General features: G+C 60.5%; 16 protein-coding genes. 7 read left to right on the top strand and 9 right to left on the bottom strand.

The window, feature by feature from the left end; all coding sequences use genetic code 11:
• Positions 1-53: 53 nt before the first annotated feature.
• From LGH70_RS01855 to LGH70_RS01845, 3 genes are all read right to left on the bottom strand, one after another.
• The gene (locus LGH70_RS01855) at positions 54-902 is read right to left on the bottom strand and encodes a transporter (protein WP_226182112.1); all 849 of its coding nucleotides are present in this window, start codon (positions 900-902) and stop codon (positions 54-56) included.
• 96 nt (positions 903-998) lie between these two features.
• On the bottom strand, positions 999-3,260 hold the full coding sequence (locus LGH70_RS01850) for a TonB-dependent receptor (protein WP_226182110.1): 2,262 nt from the start codon (positions 3,258-3,260) through the stop codon (positions 999-1,001).
• Positions 3,261-3,364: 104 nt separating this feature from the next.
• Complete coding sequence (locus LGH70_RS01845; RefSeq protein WP_226182108.1) at positions 3,365-4,732, bottom strand: Nramp family divalent metal transporter; 1,368 nt, start codon at positions 4,730-4,732, stop codon at positions 3,365-3,367.
• A gap of 170 nt (positions 4,733-4,902) precedes the next feature.
• Between LGH70_RS01845 and LGH70_RS01840 the strand changes: the two genes are divergently transcribed.
• Complete coding sequence (locus tag LGH70_RS01840) at positions 4,903-5,889, top strand: cation diffusion facilitator family transporter (protein ID WP_226182106.1); 987 nt, start codon at positions 4,903-4,905, stop codon at positions 5,887-5,889.
• 87 nt (positions 5,890-5,976) lie between these two features.
• On the opposite strand, the gene LGH70_RS01835 is transcribed toward LGH70_RS01840, so the two are convergent.
• Entirely contained in the window at positions 5,977-8,250 is a 2,274-nt protein-coding gene (locus LGH70_RS01835; protein ID WP_226182104.1) for a T9SS type B sorting domain-containing protein, read from the bottom strand.
• A gap of 327 nt (positions 8,251-8,577) precedes the next feature.
• Here LGH70_RS01835 and LGH70_RS01830 point away from each other — a divergent pair, with 327 nt between their 5' ends.
• Entirely contained in the window at positions 8,578-13,776 is a 5,199-nt protein-coding gene (locus LGH70_RS01830) for a fibronectin type III domain-containing protein (RefSeq protein WP_226182102.1), read from the top strand.
• A 78-nt stretch (positions 13,777-13,854) separates the two neighbouring features.
• On the opposite strand, the gene LGH70_RS01825 is transcribed toward LGH70_RS01830, so the two are convergent.
• Complete coding sequence (locus LGH70_RS01825; RefSeq protein WP_226182100.1) at positions 13,855-15,243, bottom strand: PQQ-dependent sugar dehydrogenase; 1,389 nt, start codon at positions 15,241-15,243, stop codon at positions 13,855-13,857.
• A 160-nt stretch (positions 15,244-15,403) separates the two neighbouring features.
• Here LGH70_RS01825 and LGH70_RS01820 point away from each other — a divergent pair, with 160 nt between their 5' ends.
• From LGH70_RS01820 to LGH70_RS01805, 4 genes are all read left to right on the top strand, one after another.
• Positions 15,404-15,871: a GNAT family N-acetyltransferase gene (locus tag LGH70_RS01820; protein ID WP_226182098.1), complete on the top strand. Its 468-nt coding sequence runs from the start codon at positions 15,404-15,406 to the stop codon at positions 15,869-15,871.
• 52 nt (positions 15,872-15,923) lie between these two features.
• Entirely contained in the window at positions 15,924-16,574 is a 651-nt protein-coding gene (locus LGH70_RS01815) for an HD domain-containing protein (protein WP_226182096.1), read from the top strand.
• Positions 16,575-16,693: 119 nt separating this feature from the next.
• Positions 16,694-19,159: a S9 family peptidase gene (locus LGH70_RS01810; protein ID WP_226182094.1), complete on the top strand. Its 2,466-nt coding sequence runs from the start codon at positions 16,694-16,696 to the stop codon at positions 19,157-19,159.
• Between the two features lie 151 nt (positions 19,160-19,310).
• Positions 19,311-20,234 carry a hypothetical protein gene (locus LGH70_RS01805; protein ID WP_226182092.1) on the top strand — a complete coding sequence of 308 codons (924 nt, stop codon included), beginning with the start codon at positions 19,311-19,313 and terminating at the stop codon, positions 20,232-20,234.
• A gap of 53 nt (positions 20,235-20,287) precedes the next feature.
• On the opposite strand, the gene LGH70_RS01800 is transcribed toward LGH70_RS01805, so the two are convergent.
• Complete coding sequence (locus tag LGH70_RS01800) at positions 20,288-20,521, bottom strand: helix-turn-helix domain-containing protein (RefSeq protein WP_226182090.1); 234 nt, start codon at positions 20,519-20,521, stop codon at positions 20,288-20,290.
• 1 nt (position 20,522) lies between these two features.
• Positions 20,523-21,221, bottom strand: a complete 699-nt coding sequence (locus tag LGH70_RS01795) for a DUF2975 domain-containing protein (protein ID WP_226182088.1) — start codon at positions 21,219-21,221, stop codon at positions 20,523-20,525.
• A 495-nt stretch (positions 21,222-21,716) separates the two neighbouring features.
• On the opposite strand from LGH70_RS01795, the gene metK reads away from it, so the two are divergent.
• Positions 21,717-22,979 carry a methionine adenosyltransferase gene (metK, locus tag LGH70_RS01790; RefSeq protein ID WP_226182086.1) on the top strand — a complete coding sequence of 421 codons (1,263 nt, stop codon included), beginning with the start codon at positions 21,717-21,719 and terminating at the stop codon, positions 22,977-22,979.
• Positions 22,980-23,085: 106 nt separating this feature from the next.
• Here metK and hpf read toward each other — a convergent pair whose 3' ends face one another.
• Both hpf and LGH70_RS01780 read right to left on the bottom strand, forming a co-directional pair.
• Positions 23,086-23,385, bottom strand: coding sequence for a ribosome hibernation-promoting factor, HPF/YfiA family (gene hpf, locus LGH70_RS01785; protein WP_226182084.1), 300 nt, complete (start codon positions 23,383-23,385; stop codon positions 23,086-23,088).
• 37 nt (positions 23,386-23,422) lie between these two features.
• Complete coding sequence (locus LGH70_RS01780) at positions 23,423-24,310, bottom strand: tyrosine-type recombinase/integrase (RefSeq protein ID WP_226182082.1); 888 nt, start codon at positions 24,308-24,310, stop codon at positions 23,423-23,425.
• Between the last annotated feature and the right edge of the window lie 34 nt (positions 24,311-24,344).

The raw sequence follows: 24,344 nt of genomic DNA, 5'->3' as shown, positions 1-24,344 counted from the left end.
AAAAAGGCCCGCCCTATGCAAGAACGGGCTTTTTTTTGCCACCTAAGAGCAGGCTAGCGCCGGAAGCTGACGCCCAGGAAATACTCGTGGTCGGAGTCTTTGGTCAGGGCCAAGTGGGTGCCGAAGTCCACAATGAGGTTGTCGCTCAGGTGCAGCTGCGGGCCCACGTTCAGGTTGGCCTGCCAAGCATTCTGCCGCGTGTTCCAGATGCCCACCACCTCGCCGAAAGCCGACAGGAACTCCGAAAACTCGTAGTCGACGGCCGTGCTGGGGGCCAGCATCAGGTAGCGCTGGGTTGCGTCCTGGTCGTAGTCCAAATCACTACGCAGCTGGAACTGCAGGTTGAATTCCTTGCTGAAATCGTGGCTGAAAGGCACTATCAGGCCATACTCCGTTACGCTGTTGCCCACCGTTTTGCCGACGGGCAACCGGACGAAGCCGATGATGGCCAGGGCATCGGGGGTGCCATCTTCGCCAAACACGGTGTGCTTCAGGCGTAGCGTCAGGTCGCCGAAGCCTTGGTGCCGCTCGGTCGGTTGTGGTGGCTGCTCATCGTCCCACTGCTTTTCCCAGGTGTAAGAATCAAACTCGGCCTGCACGTCGGTGTGGGTCAGCAGGCCCAGCTTGAGCATCACATGATTCAGGTAAAAGTCCCGCTCGTGGTGGCCTTTCTCCCGCTTATTGATCAGGCGCAGCAAGTCACTCTCCACCTGAAAGTGGCCTGGGTCGACGGTGAAAGGACTTTCGGAGAAGCCGGGCCGGTCGGGGCGCAGCTCCCGCAGCATGGTGCGCGGCGTCGGCCGAAACAGGGTGTAGCCGGCTTTGGCGGTAATAGAATCGGTATTCTGGGCGGCGGCTACCAGGGGCAACAGGGTGGTCAGCAGGCAGTAGAGGCGTTTCATGCGGGCGGAAGAAATTGTACTATTCAGCCCGCATACGCAGCGGCTTTATTTCCAGTGAATCTTTCTTGTGGAATTTAACACTTTTGCCGTCAAGCACTACAACGTGTAGCGCAGGCCCAGAAACGTGCGCCGACCCTGCACCGGCGCGTAGTTGTACTCAGTATCAAAGGAGTAGCCGTTCGGGTTGTTCTGGTCCACCTGCTTGTCGAAGGGGTCGAAGGCCCGGATCAGCACGTGGCGGGGCAGAAAGTCGAGCAGGTTTTTCAGACCGCCGTAAATTTCCAGGTGCTCCCCCACGCGCTTGGTCAGCTGCACGTTTTGCAGGCTGTACCACGGCGAGCGGGCGGGGCGGTAGTCGTTGGGCTGCACCGGCAGCTGCATGGGCCCGTTCACCTGCCCGGTATAATCGACCACCACACCCAGCCGCGCCAGGGTGTAGCTCACGGCGTAGGTACCGGAAAAAACCGGCGCGTGCAGCTGCGTCACCCGCCGCAATTCCCCGCCGCCTTCGGGCCGCTCCTGCCGGAATACGTCCATCAGCGTGATGCCGGCAATGACTTTCAGGGGCCGGGAGAAGGTGAAATCCGTGTTCAGCGTAACCCCGCGCGACACGGCGTAGCCATCCAGGTTGCGGTACACAATCTGATTCACATTGGTGGTGTAGTCGGGGCTGATTTTGTTGGTAAAATAGGTGTAAAACGCACTGGCATCGACCGTGAGCATGCCCGCGGCGGTAGTAAAGAAGCGCTGGTAGTTCACGTTGGCATTCCAGCTGCGCTCGGGCCGCAGCGCTTCGGGCACGATTACCTGCCGGGCGCCGGTCAGGGCGGCGTGGTCTTCCGTAAACAGGTTTACGACCCGGTAGCCATTGCCCACGCCCACGCGCACCACCTGGCTGTTGTCGGGCCGGCTCCACTTGTAGTTAAGCCGCGGCGACAGAATGCTGCCGTGCACCGAGTTGTAGTCGTAGCGCAGGCCGGCCAGCAGCGTCGCGTTTTCGGTTACCTTCCACTCGTCCTGGGCAAAGATGCCGGGCAGGCTGGTGATGTCGGGCTGGCTGGTGGTTTGGTCGCCGGTGGTGCGGGCCGTGGCGGGTGTGTTGTCGTCGTACCAGGTGTAGCGGTAGGTGGCGCCCAGCAACAAGCTGTGCCGGATGCTCAGGTCGCGGGCCCAGGTGAGCTGGCCAAAGCCCACGCGCTGGGTGGCTCGGTACAGCGTGGTGCCGTAGGCCGAGTTCTGCCGGTGCTGGTTAAACGAGCCGCTCAGCATGAACTTTTGGCCCGCCACCGGCAGCTGGTACTGGCCCAGTAGCTCGTAGCGGCTCGTATACACACTTTCCCCGTAGATACTGTCGCCGCCCCGGAACTCTGGCCGCCAGCCCAGCTGCCCCCCAAACCGGTCTTCGTAGTAGTAGCGCCCGGCCAGGTTGGCACTGCGCTCCTGGGGCCGCTGAAACGACCATTTATTAAACACCGAGGCCCGGTGTTGGGTCGGCAGGTCGGTGAAGCCGTCCTCGTTCACGTCGCGCCGCTGGTTGTAGCCAAACAGGTTGGTGCTGAGTAGGGTAGTAGCCCGCCCGACTTTGGCGGCCGTACCCAAATCCAGGTTCATTTCGCCGTGGGAAGTGCCGAAAGCATCGGCCGAAAAGCGCGGTGCCTTTGCCGGATTCTTGGTAATGACGTTGATCAAACCGCCCACCGCTTCCGAGCCGTAGAGCGTGGAGGCCGGGCCTTTCACCACCTCAATCCGGTCGACCATGCTGTTGGGAATGCCGCTGAGCCCGTACACCGTGGAGAGGGAACTAACGATGGGCATACCGTCAATCAGCACCATCGTGTAGGGCCCTTCCAGACCGTTGATGTGAATGTCGCCGGTGTTGCAGATGTTGCAGTTGAGTTGGGGCCGCACGCCGTTTACCATCGTCAGGTTCTCGAACAGGCAGGCGCTGGGGTTTTTCTGGAAGTAGCGCGGCGTGTAAATCTCCACTGCCACCGGCGACTGGCTTTTGACCACCTCACTCAGCGTTCCGCTCACCACCACGCTGCCCAGCTCGTTGCTGGCGCTGCTCAACGACACATTCAGACTGGCGGTTTGTCCGCTGGTCACGGTCACGGTGCGCTCCGTCGCCAGAAAACCTACCGCGCTGACTACTACCCGCTGCGGGCCGGCCGGCACTTTGGCCAGCGTGAAGCGCCCGTCTTCATCGGCCGTAGTGCCCAGCATAGTGCCTTTCAAGCCGATGCTGGCGAAAGGCACAGCTTTGCCCTCGGCCCGCACCGTGCCTTTCAGGCTGCCCGTCTGAGCCCAGGCGGAAGCGGTGATGAGCAGATAGAATAATGAGAGGAACAGTGGTTTCATATAGCGCAGAATTCAATTTTAGAAATGGCTTTTAATTTTATTTAGACTCGTCTAAAAGTAAGGCCGGTAAAAAGGCGCACAGCCACTGACCGTGCGCCTACGGGCTACTTGAAAAAGGTGGAGTAGAGCAGATATAGGTTCAGAGCGATGATGATGCCCGACACCGTCCAGGCCACTATCTGCAGCAAAGGCCGGTTGGTGAATACGCCCATTTTGGCGCGGCTGCCCGTGAACAATACCAGCGGCACCACCGCAAAGCTGAGCTGCAGCGACAAAATTACCTGGCTGAATACGAGCAGGTCGGCGGTGCCTTTTTCGCCGTAGATAATCGTCACAATCAGGGCTGGCACCACGGCTATGCCCCGCGTAATCAGGCGCCGCAGCCAGGGCTTGAGCTTCAGATCCAGGAAGCCTTCCATCACAATCTGGCCGGCCAGGGTGCCCGTCAGCGTGGAGTTTTGGCCCGAGGCCAGCAAAGCCACGGCGAATACGACGCTGGCCGCCCCGGCACCCAGCACGGGCGCCAGCAGCTTGTGCGCGTCGTTGATGTCGGCTACGTTGAAGAGGCCGTTGCTGTGAAACGCCGCCGCCGCCGTCACCAGGATGGCCGCATTCACGAAGAAGGCCAGAAACAAAGCCACCGTTGAGTCGATGGTGGCAAATTTGATGGCCATGCGCTTGCCGGGCTCGGTTTGCTCAATCTGGCGGGTTTGGACGATGCTGGAGTGCAGGTACAGGTTGTGGGGCATCACGGTAGCGCCCAGAATGCCGATGGCAATGTAGAGCATGCCGGGGTTGGTCACGACTTCCTTCTGTGGAATCAGGCCTTTGGCAATGCCCAGGTAGTCGGGGTGCGACACCAGGATTTCGTAGAGGAAGCAGCCGAAAATGATGACGATAAGGCCGGCCACGATGCTCTCAATCACCCGGAAACCCTTGTTCTGGAAAAACAGCACCACCAGCACGTCCACAATCGTCAGAACCACGCCCCAGGGCAGGGGCAGGCCAAACAGCAGGTTCAGGGCAATGGCCGAGCCGATGACTTCGGCCAGGTCGCAGGCGGCAATGGCAATTTCGCAGAACACCCACAGCACCATAGCCACGGGTTTGGAGTAATGGTCGCGGCAGGCCTGGGCCAGGTCGCGCCCCGTCACGATGCCCAACTTGGCGGCCAGGTGCTGCAGCAGCATGGCAAACAGGTTGGAAATCAGAATCACCGACAGCAGCGTATAGCCGTAGCGCGAGCCGCCGGCAATATCGGTGGCCCAGTTGCCGGGGTCCATGTAGCCCACGGCCACCATCAGGCCCGGACCCCAGAAGGCCATGAGCTTGCGCCAAAACGGGGCGTTAGCCGCCGGAACCCGGATGCTGGCGTATACTTCGCTCAGGGAATTATGCTTGCGTTCCTGCCGCCAGCCCGAGTTGTTGTCGGTCAGGGGAGGGGTAGGGGAAGCTTGTACGAGTGGGGGCATAAGGAATAGAGAATCAAGTAGCTCTACAAAGGAACGAAATTTTTAGGGTAGCCTAAACTATTTTTTAAGCCAATGGAAATACTCATTTAGCTGAAAAAGGTTGCCAGCCGTAGGTAAGTGGGTTTTTTCCCGGACTTTTGCGGGCCCTATCGGGCTTTTCCACCTTCGCTATGACTTTTACCCAATCCAAGAACCGTCTTGGCTTATTGTCGCTCGTTGTCAGCGTGGGGCTGGTAGCCATTAAGTTCTACGCGTATTTTCTCACCGCGTCGCAGGCCGTGCTGACCGACGCGCTGGAGTCGATTATCAACGTGTTTACCAGCGGCTTCGCGCTGTACAGCCTGTACTTGTCCGACCAGCCCAAGGACGAAAACCACCCCTACGGCCACGGCAAGGTGGAATACCTATCGGTTGGTTTCGAGGGCGCCCTGATTCTGATTGCCGGGGTATATATCTTTTACAGCGCCGTAATGGCCATTCTGCACCCGCACACCGTGGCCCGGCCCGATACGGGTATGTACCTGCTGGCGGCCACGGCGGTGGTAAACTTGGTTGTGGGCTTTCTGCTGGTCAGCTCGGGCAAGAAGATGAACTCGGTGGCTTTGGTCGGCGACGGGCAGCACCTGTATATAGATGCCCTGAGCACCCTGGTGTCGTGCGTGGCGCTGGTGCTGGTCATCTTCACCGGCAACGTGCTCTTCGACGCCGGCGCGGCCTTGCTGCTGGGCGTGTTTATCGTGGTGAACGGCTACCGCATGGTGCGCCGCTCGGTGTCGGCCCTGATGGATGAATCGGATGTGGCCACCGTGGAGCAGGTCATTGCCGAGCTGCAGCGCCACCGCCTGCCCCCGTGGATTGACGTGCACAACTTGCGCGTGCTGCGCTACGGAGCCAACCTGCACATCGACTGCCACATGCAGATGCCCTACTACTTCAGCCTGGAGGAAACCCACAACGAGCTGAACCGCATTGAGGGCCTGATCAAGCAGCGCTTCGACGTGGAGGTGGAAATGTTCGTGCACGCCGACCCCTGCACGTTTGCCGCCTGCTCGCTGTGCCACATGCCCGAGTGCCCGGTGCGCCAGCACGCCTTCGCCCACGAAGTGCCTTGGACGCTGACCAACGCCGTGAAAAACGAGCGGCACCGCCTGGGCTAGGCTGCCCAAGCAGCTCCGGCAAGAGCATAAAAAAGGCGCTGCGGGTTACGCAGCGCCTTTTTAGTTGGCCAGATAATCCGCTACCTGTTAGCGGGCCAGCTCTACCCAGCCTTTGGTGGTTTTGCCATCCTTGCCGGTGAGCAGGTAATAATAAGTGCCGGCGGGCTGGTCTTTGCCGTCCCACTCACCCTTGTAGTTGGAGTACTCCTTAATGAGGCGGCCCCAGCGGTTAAAGATCTGAATCTTGCTGCCCTCTTCGTCGGCCGTCAGCACGAAGTTGTCGTTGATCTTGTCGCCGTTGGGGGTAAACATGTTCGGAATGTCGCGCACGTCAATCATCGTCACTTTTTCGCTGGTAGTGCACTGGGCACCGGCTATGGTGCTGTAGATGCTCATCTTGATGGCATACTGTCCGCCTTCGCGCAGGATCAGCTCGGCCGGGTCAAACTTGCGCGAGAAGATTGTTTCCTTCTCGTTCACGGCGTTGCCTTTGCCGTCTTTCAGGCGCTGGTACGTCCAGCGGACACTGTCTTTGGCGGCCACCGCATTGGCAGTCGTATTCTTGAAGGTGAAGATACGGGCCTGAATGTTGGTCCGGCCGCTGTTGTCGCCGCGGCTGCTGGTCGAGAAGTTGGCCGTCAGCGTCGCGCCTACGCGCACCAGCACCGAAGCCGTGTCGGAGCAGGTGCCCTCCCGGAAGTCCTGGCCCAGGATGCGCACCTTGTAGCGGGTCGTTTTGGTGGGCTTCACAGTGATGGTCTGCTTACCCAGGTCGGCGGTAGCCAGGCCATCGGCAGCCTCCCAGCGGTAGCCGTAGCTGGCCGTGCGCAGGCCCACGGAGTCGGGGCGGTAGGGCGTGGCGGTGAGAGCCACGGAAGCACCGGCGCAAATTACGGGGTTGGCCGAGGTAGCCAGAACTTTGGCGAAGTTGCCCTTCTCAATCTTGAGAACAATGGTCCGGAACTGAATGCCCTTGAACGGACAGCCGTTGTCCTCAATCTTGAGCGGAATCCGGTAGGTTCTGCCTTCAAACAACACGTCGGGCTGAATGCGCAGGATGCCGGCCGGGGCCTTGGTGCCGTTGCCTACCAGCTGAAAGGTAGCTACGTCGGAAGGCAGGTAGGTAGGCTTGGCCAGGGTGGGCGTCGGCGGGTCCAGCTCGGGGTACGACACGGTCAGGATGTCGCCGGGGTTCGGGTCGCTGAAGCGGAAGCGGACTTCGGTGTAGTTACAGGTGTAGGCCGTAACGAAGGTGGAGTCGCGGGAGTTGACGATTTTAACCCCCGACTTGTCGAAGCCGGTACCCACGGGTGGCGTGGGCTGGTTGTTGTTGTTGCAGTCGATAACGACCATCATCATGTCGCGGCGCACCTGGCCTACCTTGTGGTAGATTTTCTTGCCCGCTGCGTCGGTGAAGCGCCGATATTCCGTTACCTGCCCTACTACTACATACTTGTTTTCGGCCGAGTTGATGGCCGGGTTGTAGAAGGACGGCGTGAAAGTGAAGCTACCCTGGGCCGCGTTGAAGTTGAAAGCCGGCGTGGCGGTTTTCAGCGGGCAGGCCCCCGTCACGTTAAAGGACGAAATCGGGTACGTTGCACTATAGGTACCCTGGTTGTTGACAATGTAAGCGCCGCAGGGGGCACCGTTGGGGGGCGTCAGGTCGATGAAGCGGCCTACGGTGGTGTAGGAGCGGAAGGTGTTGGGCTCGTTGCAAGCCAGCAGGGGGTTGGCCAGGGAGTATACCAGGGAGTCGCCGTCGGGCTCGGTGGCCGAGAACGTAACGGTACGCTCCTGCTGGTAGCAGACGAACGGAATTGGAATGTCGAGGGCCTGGTACTGGGCCGAGGTATTCTGAATAATCTGGTTGCCGGGCAGCAGGCTGTTCAGCCGGGCTTCGTAATACAGGTCGCCGTTGCCCAGGTTGATGTTGGCCACGGCGGGGCGGGCGTTTAGGGTCACGCTCAGAATCCACTCGGCAGCTGGGGGCAGCGTCACGGTTACTTCGAAGGTGCCTTTCTGGTAGTTGGTCCGCAGGCCGCTGCCGCACTGGCTGGCGCCCCCGGGCGTGTTGGCGCAGTAGGGGCTGCCCGCTTCGGGGTTGCCTACCAGGGTCATGGCTACGGACGAGCCGCCGGTGCAGCCCGTGGTACGGTAGTCCAGCTCCGGGTTGATGCTGCTGAAGGCGGCGCCGCCGCAGTCGCGGAACACAGTGAGGGAAACCTTGTAGCGGTTATTGCCCAGGGCTTCGTAGGTGAGCTGCCCGCCCTGAATGTGGGTAGCGTTTGCGCTTGATATCCCAATCAGCGAAATGCACCAGGCAACTACAAGAAAGTAGGAGGCATGTAAAAGTTTCTTCATGTACTAGAGAAGAGTTAGAAAGATAGGAAAAGGAGGCGGGGGTGGGAAAAACGCTGCCGTAAGATAGAAGTAATTTGTTTTATGAGTATAAAAAAGTGATGTTACATCCGGTTAAGATCAATAATTGAACAAAAAAAGGATAGAATAAATAGAATTACGCCAAGCTGATTTCACTATTCAAAAACTCCGTCTTAGATTTAGGACACCAGGGAGTGGGTTAAGTTACATACTTACGCCTCCCTCCAGCGAATGAGAACCCACCTGTTTACCAGTTTTTCTCTTTTCACCCCATCTTACTAGTTGATGATGAAAAAACCTTTACGCCTGATGGCTAATCGTATAACTGGCTGTGCCCTTGCGCATAGTGTCCGGTGGCGAGGAGCTTTACTTTTCCTGCTGAGCCTCTGGCTCGGTCTGGCCGCCCCGGCCAGAGCCCAGGTCGACACCTATACCTTTGCTCCGTCGCAGGGAACGTTCACGCCCATCAGTGGTGGAACGGTCGTGGCCGGCATGGCAGCCGATACTTACCTGTCGAGCGCCATTCCTTTAGGATTTAGCTTTGTTTTCGATGGCGCCACCTATACCCAGGTGAAGGCATCTTCTAACGGCTGGCTGTCCTTTAACACGGCCGGAACGACCAACCATTCGGGTACGCTGGCGGCGGCTCCCGCTGCCACCCGCCCCCTGATTGCTGCCCTGCTCGACGACCTAGATGGCAACCCGACCGGTGCTACCGCAACGGGCACGTATATCACGACGGGTACTGCGCCCAACCGTGTGTTCACCTTTGAATGGCTGAACTGGGAATGGCGCTGGAATGTGAATACCGGCCCGGTATTGTCCTTTCAGGTGAAGCTCTACGAGGGCAGCAACCGGGTTGAGATGGTCTATCGTCAGGAGACGGTGGCTACCAACGCTACGGCTACCCTGGGTGCTTCCATCGGTCTGGCGGGCCTGGGAACGGGCAGCGGCTCCTACCTTTCGCTGAGTGATGCCACGGCCGCACCCACGGCCAGCTCTACTACCGAGAATACCAACATCAACACCAAGCCGGCTACCGGCCAGGTTTATGCCTTCACCCCGGCGCCGCTGGCCGCCTGCCCGCAGCCGCGCAGCCTGAGCGTATCGGCTTTCACCAACACGACGGCCACGCTGAACTGGGCTTCCGCCGGCACGGGCACCTACACCATTCAGTACGGGTTGTCGGGCTTCACGCCCGGCTCCAGTGCCGCTACTACCGTAACGTCGACTACCAACTCGGTTTCCATCTCGGGCCTGACGCCCAGCACCGGGTATGACTTCTACGTAACCCAAAACTGCGGTGCCAACGGCAACAGCCTCATTAGCGCCGTCGCTTCGTTCACGACCCGCGCCGTAGGGCCGCCGAATAATGATAACTGCGCCGGTGCTGTAACGCTGACGCCAGAAATTGCTAACACGGCCTGCAGCGCCGCTACCAACGGCACCGTGGAAGGCGCTACGGCCACGGCTGGCCTGGCCACGCCCGTGGGCACCGCCGACGACGACGTGTGGTACAAATTCACGGCTACCAGCACCACTCATACCGTTACCCTGACTGGCTCGGGCGACTACGTGCAGGAATTACTGTCGGGTACCTGCGCCAGTCCGGTATCGGTGGCCTTCTCCGACCCCAGCGTGAAGGTGTATACCGGCCTGACGGTAGGCACTACTTACTTAGTGCGGGTGTATTCCTACGCCGCTACGCTGCCTACGGCCGCCGCGGCCGCCTTCACCATCTGCGTAACCACGACGACGGCTCCCAACAACGATGCCTGTACCAGTGCTGTAACCCTGACGCCCGAAGCGCCGAATGTGGCCTGCAGCGCCGCTACCAACGGCACCGTGGAAGGCGCCACGGCCACGGCTGGCCTGGCCGCCCCGGTGGGCACGGCTGATGATGACGTGTGGTATAAGTTCACCGCTACCAGTCCCGTACACACCATCACGCTGACTGGCTCGGGCGACTACGTGCAGGAGCTGCTGTCAGGTACCTGCGCCAGTCCTGTATCGGTAGCCTTCTCCGACCCCAGCGTTCGGACCTACACCGGCCTGACGGTGGGTGCCACTTACCTGGTGCGCGTGTACTCCTACAGTTCTACGCTGCCTACGGCCGCCGCAGCGGCCTTCACCATCTGCGTCACTACTTCGGCTGTTCCCGGTAATGATGCCTGCGCCAATGCTGTGACCCTGACGCCTGCCGCCCTGAACGCGGCCTGCACCTCGGCTACCAACGGCACCGTGGAAGGCGCCAGCGGCACGACCGGCCTGGCTACGCCTTTTGGCACGGCCGATGACGACGTGTGGTACAAGTTCACCGCGACCGGTGCCAGCCATACCATCACCCTGACCGGCACGGGTAACTACGTGCAGGAAATCCTGTCGGGTACCTGCGCGGCTCTAGTTTCGGAGGGCTTCTCGGACCCCAACGAGCGGACCTATAATGGCCTGACGGTAGGCGCTACCTATTATGTGCGCGTGTACTCGTCCGGCTCGACGCCACTGCTTGCGCCAGCGGCCAACTTCACTATCTGCATCACTACGCCTACGGTACTGGTGCCCCCGGCCAACGATGAGTGTGCCGCGGCTGTAACCCTGACGCCTGAGGCGCTGAACGCCGCTTGCTCGGCCGCTACCAATGGTACGCTGGAAAATGCTGGCTCTACGGCTGGCTTGGCCACGCCAGTGGGCACCGCCGACGACGACGTGTGGTACAAGTTCACCGCGACCGGCGTTACGCATACCATCACGCTGACCGGCACCGGCAACTACGTGCAGGAACTTCTGTCGGGTACCTGCGCCAGCCTGGCTTCCGTGGGCTTCTCGGACCCCAACGAGCGGACGTACAATGGCCTCACCGTTGGTACTACCTATTATGTACGCGTGTACTCCTCCGGCTCGACGCCAGTAGTAGCTCCGGCTGCGGAGTTTACCATCTGCGTAACGACGCCCACGCCAATTTTGCCGCCCGCCAACGACGAGTGCGCTGCTGCCGTAACCCTGACGCCAAGCGCCACGACAACCTGCACGGCTGCTACCAGCGGAACCCTGCAGGCTGCCGGTGCTACGGTTGGCCTAGCTGCCCCGGTGGGCACCGCCGATGATGACGTGTGGTACAAGTTCACGGCTACCAATACCACCCACATCATCTCGCTGACCGGCTCGGGCGACTATGTTCAGCAGGTGCTTTCGGGTACGTGCGGCGCGCTTACCTCCGTTGCCTTCTCTGACCCCAGCGTTCGGACCTACACCGGCCTGACGGTGGGTACTACCTACTATGTGCGCGTATATTCCTACAGCGCCACCATTCCTACGGCCGCCGCGGCTGCCTTCACCATCTGCGTAACTACGCCGCCGCTCAACGATGACCCCTGCGGTGCCATCACCATCGCAGTGGCCGCCGGCTGCGCTTCGCCCACTCAGGGAACGAACGAAGCGGCTACCACCACTACGCCGGTCGGCTACACCAACCCCGGCTGCGGTATTGCCGCTTCGCCTATCGATGTGTGGTTTAAATTTACCACGGCCGCTTCGGGTACGGCCAGCACGGCTGTCAGCATCATTTCTACCGGTACTCCGGCGGGGCAGGTGCGCGTCTTCTCGGCTGCTACCTGTGCGGGGCCCTTCACGCAGGTAGGCTGCAAGTTTAATGCTACGGCTACGGCCGGCACGCTGGATCTGTCCGGGCTGACGCCTAGCACCACCTACTACATTTCGGTATCGGGCTATTCGTCCAGCAGTGCCACGGGGGCCTTTACCCTGTGCATAACGCCTCCCCCAACCTGCGTAGCTCCTGCGGGCCTGGCTGTTTCGGGTGTCACCCAGACGGCGGCTACCCTGAGCTGGTCGGTTTCGGCCGGCACGGGTCCTTTCACGGTTGAATATGGTCCGGCCGGCTTCACGCCCGGCTCGGCTCAGGGCACGGTTGTTACCACGACGACGGCTTCCCTGAGCCTGACCACCCTGACGCCCGGCACCAACTACCAGTTCTACGTAACCCAGAACTGCGGTGGCGCCAGCGGCAACAGCCTGCGCTCCGGTCCGGTGGCCTTCTCGACGGTGGCCCCACCGCCAGCCAACGATGAATGCGCCACGGCTACTACCATTGCCGTTCAGCTGGGTGGCAGCTGCACCACGCGCATCGTGGGCACCAACGCAGGTGCTACGGGCTCCACTGGTGCTCCGGCGCCAGGCTGCTCGAGCTACCTCGGTGGCGACGTATGGTACCGGGTAGTGGTGCCCGCCACGGGCAGCATCATTGCCTCTACCGATTCGGTGGCTGGCAGCGTAGTAGACGATACCGGCATGGCCATCTATTCCGGCGCGTGCGGTACCCTCACCCTGGTAGATTGCGACGACGACGCTGGCACGGGCAACTTCTCGCTGATTGAGCTCAGCGGCCGCACGCCCGGCGAAGTGCTCTTCATCCGGGTGTTTGAGTACGGCAACAACGAGTTTGGCCGCTTCAAGCTGTGCGTGCGTTCCAACACGACCTGCCCGGCTCCGGTGGGCCTGAACGCCTCGGCCGTAGCCTCGAACAGCGCCCGTCTCAACTGGGCCGTAACCGACCCCATTGCCGGCGCGACGTTCAACGTAGAATACGGTCCGCAGGGCTTCACGCCCGGCTCTTCGGCCGGAACCCGCCTGACGGGCCTCACCGGTACCTTCGTGGACGTGACCGGCCTGACGCCCAGCACCGAGTATTGCTACTACGTGTCGCAGAACTGCGGTACCAGCGGCGCTACGGCCGGCGTAAGTGCTCCTGCCGGCCCGGTGTGCTTCACGACGCCAGCACTGGTGCCCGCCAACAACGATGTGTGCGGCGCCATTACGCTGCCAATCGTTATGAACAGCTGCTCGCCGGTAACAGCTACCAACGTGGGGGCTACTACCAGCGCGCCAAACGGCTACGTGAACCCCGGCTGCACCACATCGAATGCGCCGAAAGACGTATGGTTCACGATGACGACCGGTAACGGCAGTGCATCCATGCCAATACAGTTCACGACTACGGGTAACCCCGCTGGTCAGGTACGCATCTTCACGGCGGCCTCGTGCTCGACGTCCATGACGCAGGTAGCGTGCCGCGCCAGTGCTGGTAACAACCAGACGGTGGGGTCATTTACGGTCAACCTGACGCCCGTCACGAAATACTACGTGATGGTAGCGGGCTGGGGCTCAAACGATGCCACTGGTGCCTTCACCATCTGCGCCCAGCAGGTTGTGTCGAGCAACACGAAGGAATTGCCCGGCGGAGAGGTTAGCGTATTCCCGAACCCAAGCAACACGGGCGCCGTTACGCTGCGCATCCGCGGGGCGGAGCAAACCAAGATGGTACACGCTACGCTGCTGAACACCCTTGGGCAGCAGGTACTGGCCCAGGATGTAGCCGTGCAGGCCGGAGCCGTAGAGGCGCCGCTGTCGGTGAAAGGCCTGGCCACGGGTATCTACACGCTGCGCGTGAAAGTAGGCGAGTACACCATCACCCGCAAAGTAGTGCTGGAATAGGTAAGCCCGGCTTACCGACCCTACAAAAAAGGGGCTGCGGATTCCGCAGCCCCTTTTTTATGTCTGTTCAGTTCATCCTTACCGCACAACCAGCTGCTGGGTGTAGGTGGTGCTACCCGCCTGGGCCCGCACAGCATACAGGCCCGGTGCCAGACTCCGCAGGTTAAGCTGCAGCTCGTTCTGGCCCGCCGTAAACGGCGTGGTTTGCATCACGCGCCCCAGGGCATCTACTACTGTGGCTTGTCCGGCCGCGGCCGTCGTCACCGGGAAGCGCATCATCACCGTGCTTTGAGCGGGATTGGGCCACAGACTGAGCTTGAGGGCTTTGGCGGCAGCGGTGGTTGAGGCCGGCAGAAAGGCGCGGTTTTCCAGCATCAGAATCTGGTCGGTGGGGCCGCCGGTGCTGTTGCTGGTACCAACGTAGATTTTGCCCTGCGGCGACATACAGATAGACCGCAGCCGCCCGAAGGTGGTGAGGTAGCTGTTTTCGGTGGCCAGCACGTCGGTGGTGGCGCTGATGGGCATCTGCACCAGTTTGGAAGCTTTCAGGGTGGCCATCAGCAGGCTGTTGCGCCACTCCGGAATAGCGGGGTGGTCGTAGTAGATGAGGCCGGCGGTAGCAATGGTCGGTGTCCAGACGCGCAGGGGCTCCCGCACGTTGTTGGCCGAGCAGAAGGTTTGCTCGCTGGGCAGGTTGCACAAGCCTTCCACGTTGGGCCAGCCGTAGTTGCGGCCCGCTTCAATCAGGTTGATTTCATCGTCGTTGTTAGGGCCGTGCTCCGAGCTGTAAACCTTGCCGTTCGTTGCCCGCACCAGGCCCTGCGGATTGCGGTGGCCCCGGGTGTACACCAGGCTGCCGGGCGTGGGGTTGTTGGCCGGCACGGTGCCGTCCAGGTTCAGGCGCAGAATCTTGCCGTTGAGCGAAGCCGGGTTCTGGGCTTCGGGCAGCAGCTGGGCGTCGCCGGTAGTCATCAGCAGCGTGCGGTCGGGCAGAATCAGCAGGCGCGAGCCGCTGTGGGTAGTGGTAGCCGGGATGTTGCCCAGCAGCACCAGGGGGCTGCTCAATGTGCCGGCCGCCGCGTTGTAGGTATAGCGCACCAGCTTCTCTTTCAGGCCACCCTCGGTGTAGTTATACACGATGTAGACGTAGGGCGAGGTGCTGAAGTCGGGGTGCAGAACCATGCCCAGCAGGCCGCTTTCCCCGGTGGGCGTCACGTCGGGCACGGTCAGCAGGGCCGTGAGCTGCCCGGTAGCCGGATTCACGCGGCTGATGCGCCCCCCGCGCTCCGTCATCCAGATGAAGTTGTCGGGCCCCCAGATCAGCTCCCACGGAATGGCCAGGTTCGTGGTCAGCGGCGTGACGGAAACGGTGGTGGCCCCCACCGAAAAGGTCGTGGTTTGCGCCGAAGCCGAAGCGGCCCCGGCCAGCAGCGCGCCAGCGGTGAGAAGTGCGGCAAAACATTTCATAAGTAAATAGCTGAAGGTGAAAGAATAAGGCGTTGAATAAACTAACGTGACCAGGGCCGCTAAGGATTAGCTTGCGGGAGAATTCCAGGCCGGTAGCTTTGTGGCAGGCCCCTGCAGGGGCGTCAGACAGCTTTCTTCCCGGCTTTTCACCTGCTTTCCTATGGCGTCCTTCGTCGAGCACCAGCACCCGCAGCACTTCCGCATCAGCACCGACCCGGCCCGGCTCGATGTGGCGGCCATTCACCGCTACCTGGCCGAAGACTCCTACTGGGCCCGGAACATTCCGCGCGCAACGGTGGAGCGGGCCATTGAGCACTCCCTCAACTTCGGCCTGTATGCCCCCGATGGCCGCCTGGCCGGCTTCGCGCGCATCGTGACCGACTACGCCACTTTTGCCTGGCTCTGCGACGTATTCGTGCTGCCCGAGTTTCGGGGCCGGGGCCTCTCGAAGTGGCTGATGGAATGCGTGTGGGCCCACCCCGAGCTGCAGAACCTGCGGCGCAAGATGCTGGCCACCCTCGATGCCCACGGCCTGTATACGCAGTTCGGCTTTGTACCCCTGCCCACGCCCGAGCGGTTTCTGGAAATCCGCAATCCGAACCCGTACGGCATAGCAACGGCCAATTAGGCCGCCGTCGTCCGGCAGGTAACAGTGGCTTACAACAGAAACCCCACCGCCCATGACTCCCACCACGTTAGAAGCCCGCTGGCAGCAGCTCAATGCCAGACTCGGGGTACCGGAGGCACTGCGTGATACTACCTTCCGGCAGCTGGCCGCTGCTTACGAGGGCTCAGGCCGGCACTACCACACGCTAACCCACATTCGCACCCTGCTCGAAACCCAGGCCCAGCACCCGGAGCCCCTGCACGACCCCGAGGTGGTGCAGCTGGCCGTCTGGTTTCATGATGCCGTGTACAACCCCCTGCGCGACGACAACGAAGTGCGCAGTGCCCAGCTGGCCCAGGAGTTTATGGCCAAAACCAGCCTGCCCGCCGAGCGGCGGCAGCGTGTGGTCTTCCTGATTGAGCGCACCAAAGACCACACCCAGCCCCAGCCCGCCACCGATACCGACCTGCACTTTTTCCTCGACGCCGACCTGCAGATTCTGGGCGCTGCCGAAGCCGACTACTGGCAGTATGCCCGCCAGGTGCGGCAGGAATACCGGCTGGTGCCCGACATCCTGTACCGGCGGGGCCGACGGCAGGTGCTGGAAAAGCTGCTGCTAACCCCGGTGCTCTACCAAACGCCCGGGTTTCGGCAGCGCCTCGATGCCGCTGCCCGCCTCAACCTGCAGGCCGAGCTGCGGCAGTGGGAGAAAGGCGGCTTGTAAGGTCGGCGGCCAGCGGGTTTGACGCAATGCGGCTAGTGTCTGCAACGTGGTTCGGCGGCGCGTGTCCTTGCCGGAAGCTTGTGTATTTTGCAGCCTACTCCGCTTTTTCCCCGTTCCTGATGCGCTTCACTTCTACTTTGCCCGTGCTGGCGGTGCTCTTACCCGCTGCCGCCGCGGTGGCCCAGACCCAGCCGGCTCCGTCGGCCACCACCCTGACCGTTGAAAAAATCATGCGCGACCAGGCGCAGTGGATTGGCAGCTCGCCCACCAACGTTGGCTGGAGCGAGGATGGCAAGCGCATCTACTTCAACTGGAACCCCGAAAAGGCCCGCCGCGACTCGCTCTACTCGACTACGCCCGCGGGCGGGGCCATTCGCAAAGTCAGCTTGGCCGAGCAGCGCGCCCTGCCGACCATGAACGGCGACTACGACCGGAAATACGCCCGTAAGGTGTACGAGAAAGACGGCGACATTTTCCTGCTCGACCTTAAATCGGGGAAGGCGCGCCGCGTGACGCGCACCGCCGAGCGGGAAACCGACCCGGGCTTTGCCCTCCAGGATAAGCTCATCAGCTACACCCGGGCCGGCAACCTCTACACCTGGGACCCGGCCACCGGCGAAACCGTGCAGCGCACCGACTTCCGCCGCGGCAGCCGCCCCGGCAACGGCCAGCCCACCGACAAGGCCGAGAAGTTTCTGCGGGCCCAGCAGCTGGCCCTGTTCGACGTTATCAAGCAGCGCGACCAGGACCAGAAAGCCCGGCAGCGCCTGCAGAAGGCCGTGGCCCGGCTCAATCCCAAGGCCATCTGGCTGGGGCAGAATACGGTTGAGAATATCCAGCTCAGCCCCGATGGCCGCTTCGTAACCTACCGCTTGGCCCAGGAGCCGGCCGGGGAGAAAGTAGCCCTGGTGCCCAGCTTCGTCACGGCCTCGGGCTTCACTGAAGACCTCTCGACGCGCACCAAAGTAGGCGCTCCGCAAACGGCTTATGAGCTGGGCATCTACGACATTGGCCGCGACACGACCTTCGTGCTGGGGTATAAAGAGCTGAAGGGCCTCGATGAGCAGCCCGCCTACCGCAAGGAATACGCCCTGCCCGCCACAGCCCCCGTAACGGCCGCCGACGACAAAAACGGCCCGAAAAAGGACAAGCCTTCCACCGAGCTGCGCCGCGTAGAGCCCTACGGTCCGTACTGGTCCGAAAACGGGCAGCACGCCTTCCTCGTCATCCGGGCCACCGACAACAAGGACCGTTGGATTGTCAGCCTGGACCCGGCCACCCAGAAAATTAGCTTGCTCGACCGGCAGCACGACGACGCCTGGATCAACGGGCCCGGCATCGGCTACGGCCCCGGCAACGTGGGTTGGTTGCCCGACAACAAGCATTTGTGGTTTCAGAGCGAGGAAACCGGCTACTCTCACCTCTACACCGTGGACGTAACCAACGGCCAGAAAAAGGCCCTGACCAGCGGCAACTTCGAAGTGCAGAAAGCCCAGCTCAGCCGCGACAAAAAGCTGTGGTACCTCACGGCCAACAAAACCCACCCCGGCGAGCAGCACTTCTACCGTATGCCCGTGGACGGCGGCCCCATGACCCAGATTACGACCATGACCGGGGCCAGTGAGGTGACGATGTCGCCGGATGAGAAGACCCTGGCCGTGCGCTACAGCTACACCAACAAGCCCTGGGAGCTGTATGTGATGCCCAACAAGCCCGGCGCCAAAGCCCGGCAGATTACCAGCTCCCTCACCGACGAGTTCAAGAGCTACCCCTGGCGCGACGCGGAAATCGTGACCATCAAGGCCCGCGACGGCGCCGACGTGTATGCTCGCCTCTACCGCCCCGCCAAAGCGGAAGCCCAGGGTCCGGCCGTTATTTTCGTGCACGGCGCCGGCTATTTGCAGAACGCCCACAAGTGGTGGAGCCAGTACTCCCGCGAATACATGTTCCACAACCTGCTCGTGGACCGCGGCTACACGGTGCTCGATATTGACTACCGCGGCTCGGCCGGCTACGGCCGCGACGTGCGCACCGGCATCTACCGTTACATGGGCGGCAAAGACCTCACCGACCAAGTAGATGGCGCCAAGCTGCTGGCCGAGAAATACGGCGTCAGCCCCCAGCGCATCGGTATCTACGGCGGCTCCTACGGCGGCTTCATCACGCTGATGGCCATGTTCACCCAGCCCGACGTGTTCAAGGCCGGGGCCGCGCTGCGCTCCGTAACGGACTGGGCCCACTACAACCACGGCTACACCGACAACATCCTCAACTCGCCCTACAACGACAGCATTGCCTACGCCCGCTCGTCGCCCATCTACTACGCCGATGGCCTGAAGGGCGCCTTGCTCATGTGCCACGGCATGGTCGATACCAACGTGCACTTCCAAGACATCGTGCGCCTGAGCCAGCGCCTGATTGAGCTGAAAAAGGAGAACTGGGAGCTGGCCGTGTATCCCGTCGAAGACCACGGCTTTGTGGAGCCTTCCTCCTGGACCGACGAGTACAAGCGCATTCTCAAGCTGTTCGAAACCAACCTGCGGCCCGGTGCTTCCTCGGCCGCCGGCAGCAGCGGCGGAAATTAAGCTGGCTTTTAACCAGGAAAAGCCCGGTTCTGCAAGGACCGGGCTTTTTTGTGTCCGATTATATAATAATAGGCTAATATTTGTTCCCGATATTGCCCGCAAACCACTTCCTCCACTTCCTTCCTTTTCCTGTCCTTTCTTCCCTCTTTCTATGAGTCTGTACTACCAACCCTCCAAGCGGATAACCCTCGGCGGAATTCTGGGCTTTGTGCTGGTCGGCGCCGCGGCGGCCTTCGGGCTGGCCTTTGCCTACGTGTACGCCACCTGGTACATTCCCTTTATCTACATCAACGTGGTGCTCACCCTAGGCTTCGGGGCGCTGCTGGCCTACGCGGTCAAGCGCATGACCACCGTGGGCAAGCTGCGCAATCCGGCCCTGGTGGGCTGGCTGGCGCTGGCCGTGGGTTTGTGGGCGTGGTACGTGCAGTGGGCCGTATACCTGACGCTGCTCAACGGGGCCGGCGAAACGGAATATGCGGGCCACCGGTTTTCGATAACCCACACGTCCTTCGAGACGGACACCTTCCTGGGTATTATCACCCGCCCCGACTTGGTGCTGGCAATGCTGCCCCGCCTGGCCGAAGACGGTATCTGGAGCATCTTCACGGTGAAGGTCAGCGGGTTTCTGCTGTACCTGGTCTGGTTTGCCGAGCTGGCCATCCTGCTGGTTTTCCCCTGGATTGTGGCTCATGCCGAAGCCGCTACTCCGTTCTCCGAGCGGGCCGGGCAGTGGGCCGAAAAGCTCACCTTTCCGCAGCCCGCCGCCGCTTTCTCCGACCCCGACGCTACTAAAGCTGCCCTCGAAGCCGCCGACTGGAGCCACCTGCAGCCGCTACCCGCCGAGGAAATCACTAATTCCTTTGGCCGCCTGCACCTCTTCCACGCTCCCCAGGACGAGGACTGCTGCTACCTCTCGCTCGAAAACGTGACCATCGAAGTCGACGACAAGGGCAAGTCCAGTGAGAAGGCAACTGATGTGCTCCAGTACCTGCAGGTTTCGCCCCAGGTCTGCCGCGACCTGCACGCCCGCTTCGGGACGGCCCCCGTGCCCGCGGAAAGCGTCACCGCTGGCTAATTATAAGTGAAGACAGAAGCCTGCTACTCCCGGCAGGCTTTTGTCTTCACTGACTATTCAGTGCCGGTGCGCAGGTCGTCGGGGTCGGGGCGGTGTTCGAGCAGGTCGCCGGGCTGGCACTCCAGCACTTGGCAGATAGCGGCTAGGGTGCTGAACCGGATAGCCTTGGCCTTGCCGCTTTTCAGAATGGAGAGATTCGCCAGCGTGATGTTGACGGCGGCGGCCAAGGTGCTCAGCGACATTTTGCGCCGGGCCAGCATCACGTCCAGATTTACAATAATGGGCATATCAAACGGTCAGTTCGGCTTCCTGCGCCATCACGACGCCCCGCTGGTACACGGCCGCAATGACCAGCAAAACTAAGCCGAATTTCCAGGCTCCGATTTCCGGACCCACATCCACCAGTATATACTGGGCCACGCTACCCTGGTGGCCCGGCATCGGCACGGGCGGTACCAGCTTGGCCAGAAGTATCCGGGCCAGGTACTGGTAAAGGTCGATACCTATTATCAGCAAACCCAGCCAACGGATGCGCCGGGCATTCTTCTCCGTAAAGGGCGACTCAATCCGCATCTCGTTCAGAATGCGGTACAGCAGCATGCCCGTGAGCATGGAATACAGCATCAGCGGCAGTGAGCCGCGTCCCCCGGCTGAGGAGTTCAGAACCCCCAGCAGTTCCAGAACCACCTTTTTACCCCAGTTGTGCTCTATATATTTCAGCGACAGCCGCTCCGTGAGTGGCACTAGGCGGTGCGCGTTCGGCTGCTTGCTGGCTACCAGGGAATCGTAGCCCGGCATGCCGAGCTGCCCGTTCTGCGGCGCCCGCACCTGCAGCGTCACGGAAGCCATACTGTAGTCGCGGCGCAATGTTGAGAAACTAAAGGTCAGGTAAATAATGATGCCCAGAGCCGATAAGGTGTACTGGGCTGCCGCTAGCCACCGGACCAGGCGTAGAAAGGGCGGGAGGGAGGTATAGGTAGAAGCCATAAAGGATTGATTAGAGGTTATTCAAAAGAAGGAGGATTATTATTGATAAACAATAATTTTTAATTGCTTAACAGAAATAAATTACCGCTAGGCAGTAAACAGCAGAAGTTGTGGCTTCTCGCCAACAGCTTATGTTTGATGTTTCATGGACGCTAGTATTCATCGGTAGCTGGGCCCTGTTTCTGGTGCCCGAGCCATACACAGCCAGCGTTTCTGGGGCCTGATTTTATTGCGCATAAAGTCACCTGCCCAAACCGAAGCAGTAGAATCCTGAGTAGTTATTAACTTCTTGTTAAACAGGATTATAGATATAAAAAAATATAAATTATTGTTTACTGCTTGTTCCTAAGCTATTCAGAGTTGATTTTTATCCGTTGCCGACTGCATAAATCGAAGTAAGTCCTTCGCCTTTTTCCGTTAGCTTTGCGACCCGCCGTCTGCGCACATGCCGATGCCGGGCCCTGTTTTTCGACCCTGTCGCTAGATTGAAACCTGATGCCGTATCTATTCACTTCCGAATCCGTTTCGGAAGGCCACCCCGATAAAGTTGCCGACCAAATTTCCGACGCCATCCTCGACGAGTACCTGCGACAGGACCCGGCTTCCAAGGTTGCCTGCGAAACGCTCGTAACCACCGATTTTGCGATGGTAGCCGGGGAAATCAAGTCGACCGCGCACGTCGAGGCTGAGCCCATTATCCGGGGCGTTATCAGCCGCATTGGCTACAACAAGCCCGAGTACCTGTTCAACGCCGATACCTGCGAGGTGATGAACCGCCTGCACGAGCAGTCGCCCGACATCAACCAGGGCGTAGAGCGCGCCAGCGACGAAGAGCAGGGCGCCGGCGACCAGGGTATGATGTTCGGCTACGCTACCCGCGAAACAGCCAACTACATGCCTCTGGCCCTTGACCTCTCGCACCGCTTGCTCGACGAGCTGGCCAAAATCCGCAAGATGGGGGAGCAGATGACCTACCTGCGGCCCGATGCCAAAAGCCAGGTTACCATTCGCTACGCCGACGACAACACGCCCGAGGCTATCGACACTATCGTGGTCAGCACCCAGCACGACGAGTTTGATGAGTCGGAGGAAACCATGCTGGCGCAGATTTCGGATGACATCCGCAACATCCTTGTACCGCGCGTGAAAGCCGGTCTGGACGCTGCTACGCAAAGCCTCTTCACCGACCAGATTACTTACCACATCAACCCAACCGGTAAGTTCGTTATCGGGGGGCCCCACGGCGACTCCGGCCTCACCGGCCGCAAGATCATCGTGGATACCTACGGTGGCAAGGGTGCCCACGGGGGTGGCGCCTTCTCGGGCAAAGACTCCAGTAAAGTAGACCGCTCGGCTGCGTATGCCACGCGTCACATTGCCAAGAACCTGGTAGCCGCCGGCGTAGCCGATCAGGCCCTGGTGCAGGTCGCCTACGCCATCGGCGTGGCCCAGCCCGTGGGGCTGTACGTGACGACCTACGGCACGACGAAGGCCAAAGGCGCCAACGGCCAGCTACTCACCGACGGTGAAATTGCCGAGAAAGTAAGCAAGCTCTTCGATATGCGCCCCTATGCTATTGTGCAGCGTTTTGGCCTGCGCAACCCCATTTTTGCCGAATCGGCTGCTTACGGGCACATGGGGCGCCCGCCGGGCACCAAGGAGGTGAAAATGGCTTCGGGCGAAACCAAGACGTTCGAAACCTTCACCTGGGAGAAGCTCGACTACGTGGATAAAATCAAAGCCGAGTTTGGCTTATAGAATGCCGGCTGCCATTCGGTAGTAACTAAAAAAGCCCCGCCAGTTGAATCTGGCGGGGCTTTTTTATGCCATACACTTAAGGCGTGCATGACAGGTGCGAAGCAGCCTAGTGGCTGGTTACTTTCTCTTTGTACTTGGTAATCTGCCGGCGAAGGTTGTCAGCGGCGGCATCGGCGGCGGCTTCGAAAGAAGGCGCATCCTCCTGGCTGAACAAGGTAGTACCCGGAATCAGGAGTTTGATTTCGACGGTCTTGTTGTCGATACCGTCCTTGTTATTGAGCTTCAGAATTACCTCACCTTCCGTGACACGGTCATAGAAAGTTTCGAGCTTATCGAGGCGTTTCTGGATGAAATCGAGCAATTTCTGGTCGGCATCAAAGTGTACCGAATGCATCTGTACTTTCATCAGTCGTAGGGTTTTGGGGTAAAAGAAAGGGAAACAACTAGGCTTTCGGATGGGCCTTTTCAAACACGGACTTGAGCTTATCAATCGAGAGGTGCGTGTATACCTGGGTAGCGGCCAGATTCGCGTGGCCGAGCAGCTCCTTAATGGCATTCAGGTCGGCGCCCTTGCTGAGCAGGTGCGTAGCGAAGGAGTGCCGCAGCACGTGCGGGTGCTGCTGGGATGAGGCCGTCGTTATCTGACTTAAATAGTGCTTCACGGTGCGATACACAAGCTTTTCGTAAAGAGGCTCTAGCTTCTCCGTAACGAGCAGGGGCCCGCGGGCGTTGTCGGCGGCGCCAAATTCAACCTGCTTCTGCGCTATATAGCGTTCCAGCACTATAATCAGACTGGGGTTGAGCGGCACGATGCGCTGCTTGTTGCCTTTGCCCGTTACCCGCACCGTTTTACCGCTCAGGCTCAGGTCTTCGTGCTTGATGCCAATGAGCTCGGAAAGGCGTATTCCGGTGCCGTAGAGCAGCTCCAGCACCAGCTGGTCGCGGGAGCCGACAAAGGTGGGCGGAAAGGCAAAGGAATTGAGCAGGCCGTTGAGCGAGTCCTCGGGCACGAAGTCGGGCAGCTTCTTGGCTACCTTCGGCGACTTGATGCGCAACATCGGGTTTTTGCTGACGACGCCGGTGCGCAGCAAAAACTTATAGTAGGAGCGCAGGCAGGCAATCTTGCGGTTTACGGTGCGCGGATCCATCTGCTGCTGCATCAGGGTTACAACCCAGGAGCGGATCAGCGTGTGGTCGGCCTGGGCGGGGTCTTCCAACTCGTAGGTGGCTTTCAGGTAAGCCGAAAACTGCCGCATATCGGTTTGGTACGACAGCACCGTGTGGGGGCTGTAGCGCCGTTCGAATCGGAGAAAATCAAAAAATAATTCCATACACTGGGGGCCCGTACTGCTGAGGCCGGATACC

The sequence above is a fragment of the Hymenobacter nitidus genome, from assembly GCF_020447315.1.
GTDB lineage: Bacteria > Bacteroidota > Bacteroidia > Cytophagales > Hymenobacteraceae > Hymenobacter > Hymenobacter nitidus.
This window is presented reverse-complemented; position numbering and strand designations above follow the sequence as displayed.

Bases quoted from the DNA above. Each gene is read 5' to 3' on its own strand.
- LGH70_RS01855 (WP_226182112.1), bottom strand. From the start codon at position 902: ATGAAACGCCTCTACTGCCTGCTGACCACCCTGTTGCCCCTGGTAGCC.
- LGH70_RS01850 (WP_226182110.1), bottom strand. From the start codon at position 3,260: ATGAAACCACTGTTCCTCTCATTATTCTATCTGCTCATCACCGCTTCC.
- LGH70_RS01845 (WP_226182108.1), bottom strand. From the start codon at position 4,732: ATGCCCCCACTCGTACAAGCTTCCCCTACCCCTCCCCTGACCGACAAC.
- LGH70_RS01840 (WP_226182106.1), top strand. From the start codon at position 4,903: ATGACTTTTACCCAATCCAAGAACCGTCTTGGCTTATTGTCGCTCGTT.
- LGH70_RS01835 (WP_226182104.1), bottom strand. From the start codon at position 8,250: ATGAAGAAACTTTTACATGCCTCCTACTTTCTTGTAGTTGCCTGGTGC.
- LGH70_RS01830 (WP_226182102.1), top strand. From the start codon at position 8,578: ATGGCTAATCGTATAACTGGCTGTGCCCTTGCGCATAGTGTCCGGTGG.
- LGH70_RS01825 (WP_226182100.1), bottom strand. From the start codon at position 15,243: ATGAAATGTTTTGCCGCACTTCTCACCGCTGGCGCGCTGCTGGCCGGG.
- LGH70_RS01820 (WP_226182098.1), top strand. From the start codon at position 15,404: ATGGCGTCCTTCGTCGAGCACCAGCACCCGCAGCACTTCCGCATCAGC.
- LGH70_RS01815 (WP_226182096.1), top strand. From the start codon at position 15,924: ATGACTCCCACCACGTTAGAAGCCCGCTGGCAGCAGCTCAATGCCAGA.
- LGH70_RS01810 (WP_226182094.1), top strand. From the start codon at position 16,694: ATGCGCTTCACTTCTACTTTGCCCGTGCTGGCGGTGCTCTTACCCGCT.
- LGH70_RS01805 (WP_226182092.1), top strand. From the start codon at position 19,311: ATGAGTCTGTACTACCAACCCTCCAAGCGGATAACCCTCGGCGGAATT.
- LGH70_RS01800 (WP_226182090.1), bottom strand. From the start codon at position 20,521: ATGCCCATTATTGTAAATCTGGACGTGATGCTGGCCCGGCGCAAAATG.
- LGH70_RS01795 (WP_226182088.1), bottom strand. From the start codon at position 21,221: ATGGCTTCTACCTATACCTCCCTCCCGCCCTTTCTACGCCTGGTCCGG.
- metK (WP_226182086.1), top strand. From the start codon at position 21,717: ATGCCGTATCTATTCACTTCCGAATCCGTTTCGGAAGGCCACCCCGAT.
- hpf (WP_226182084.1), bottom strand. From the start codon at position 23,385: ATGAAAGTACAGATGCATTCGGTACACTTTGATGCCGACCAGAAATTG.
- LGH70_RS01780 (WP_226182082.1), bottom strand. From the start codon at position 24,310: ATGGAATTATTTTTTGATTTTCTCCGATTCGAACGGCGCTACAGCCCC.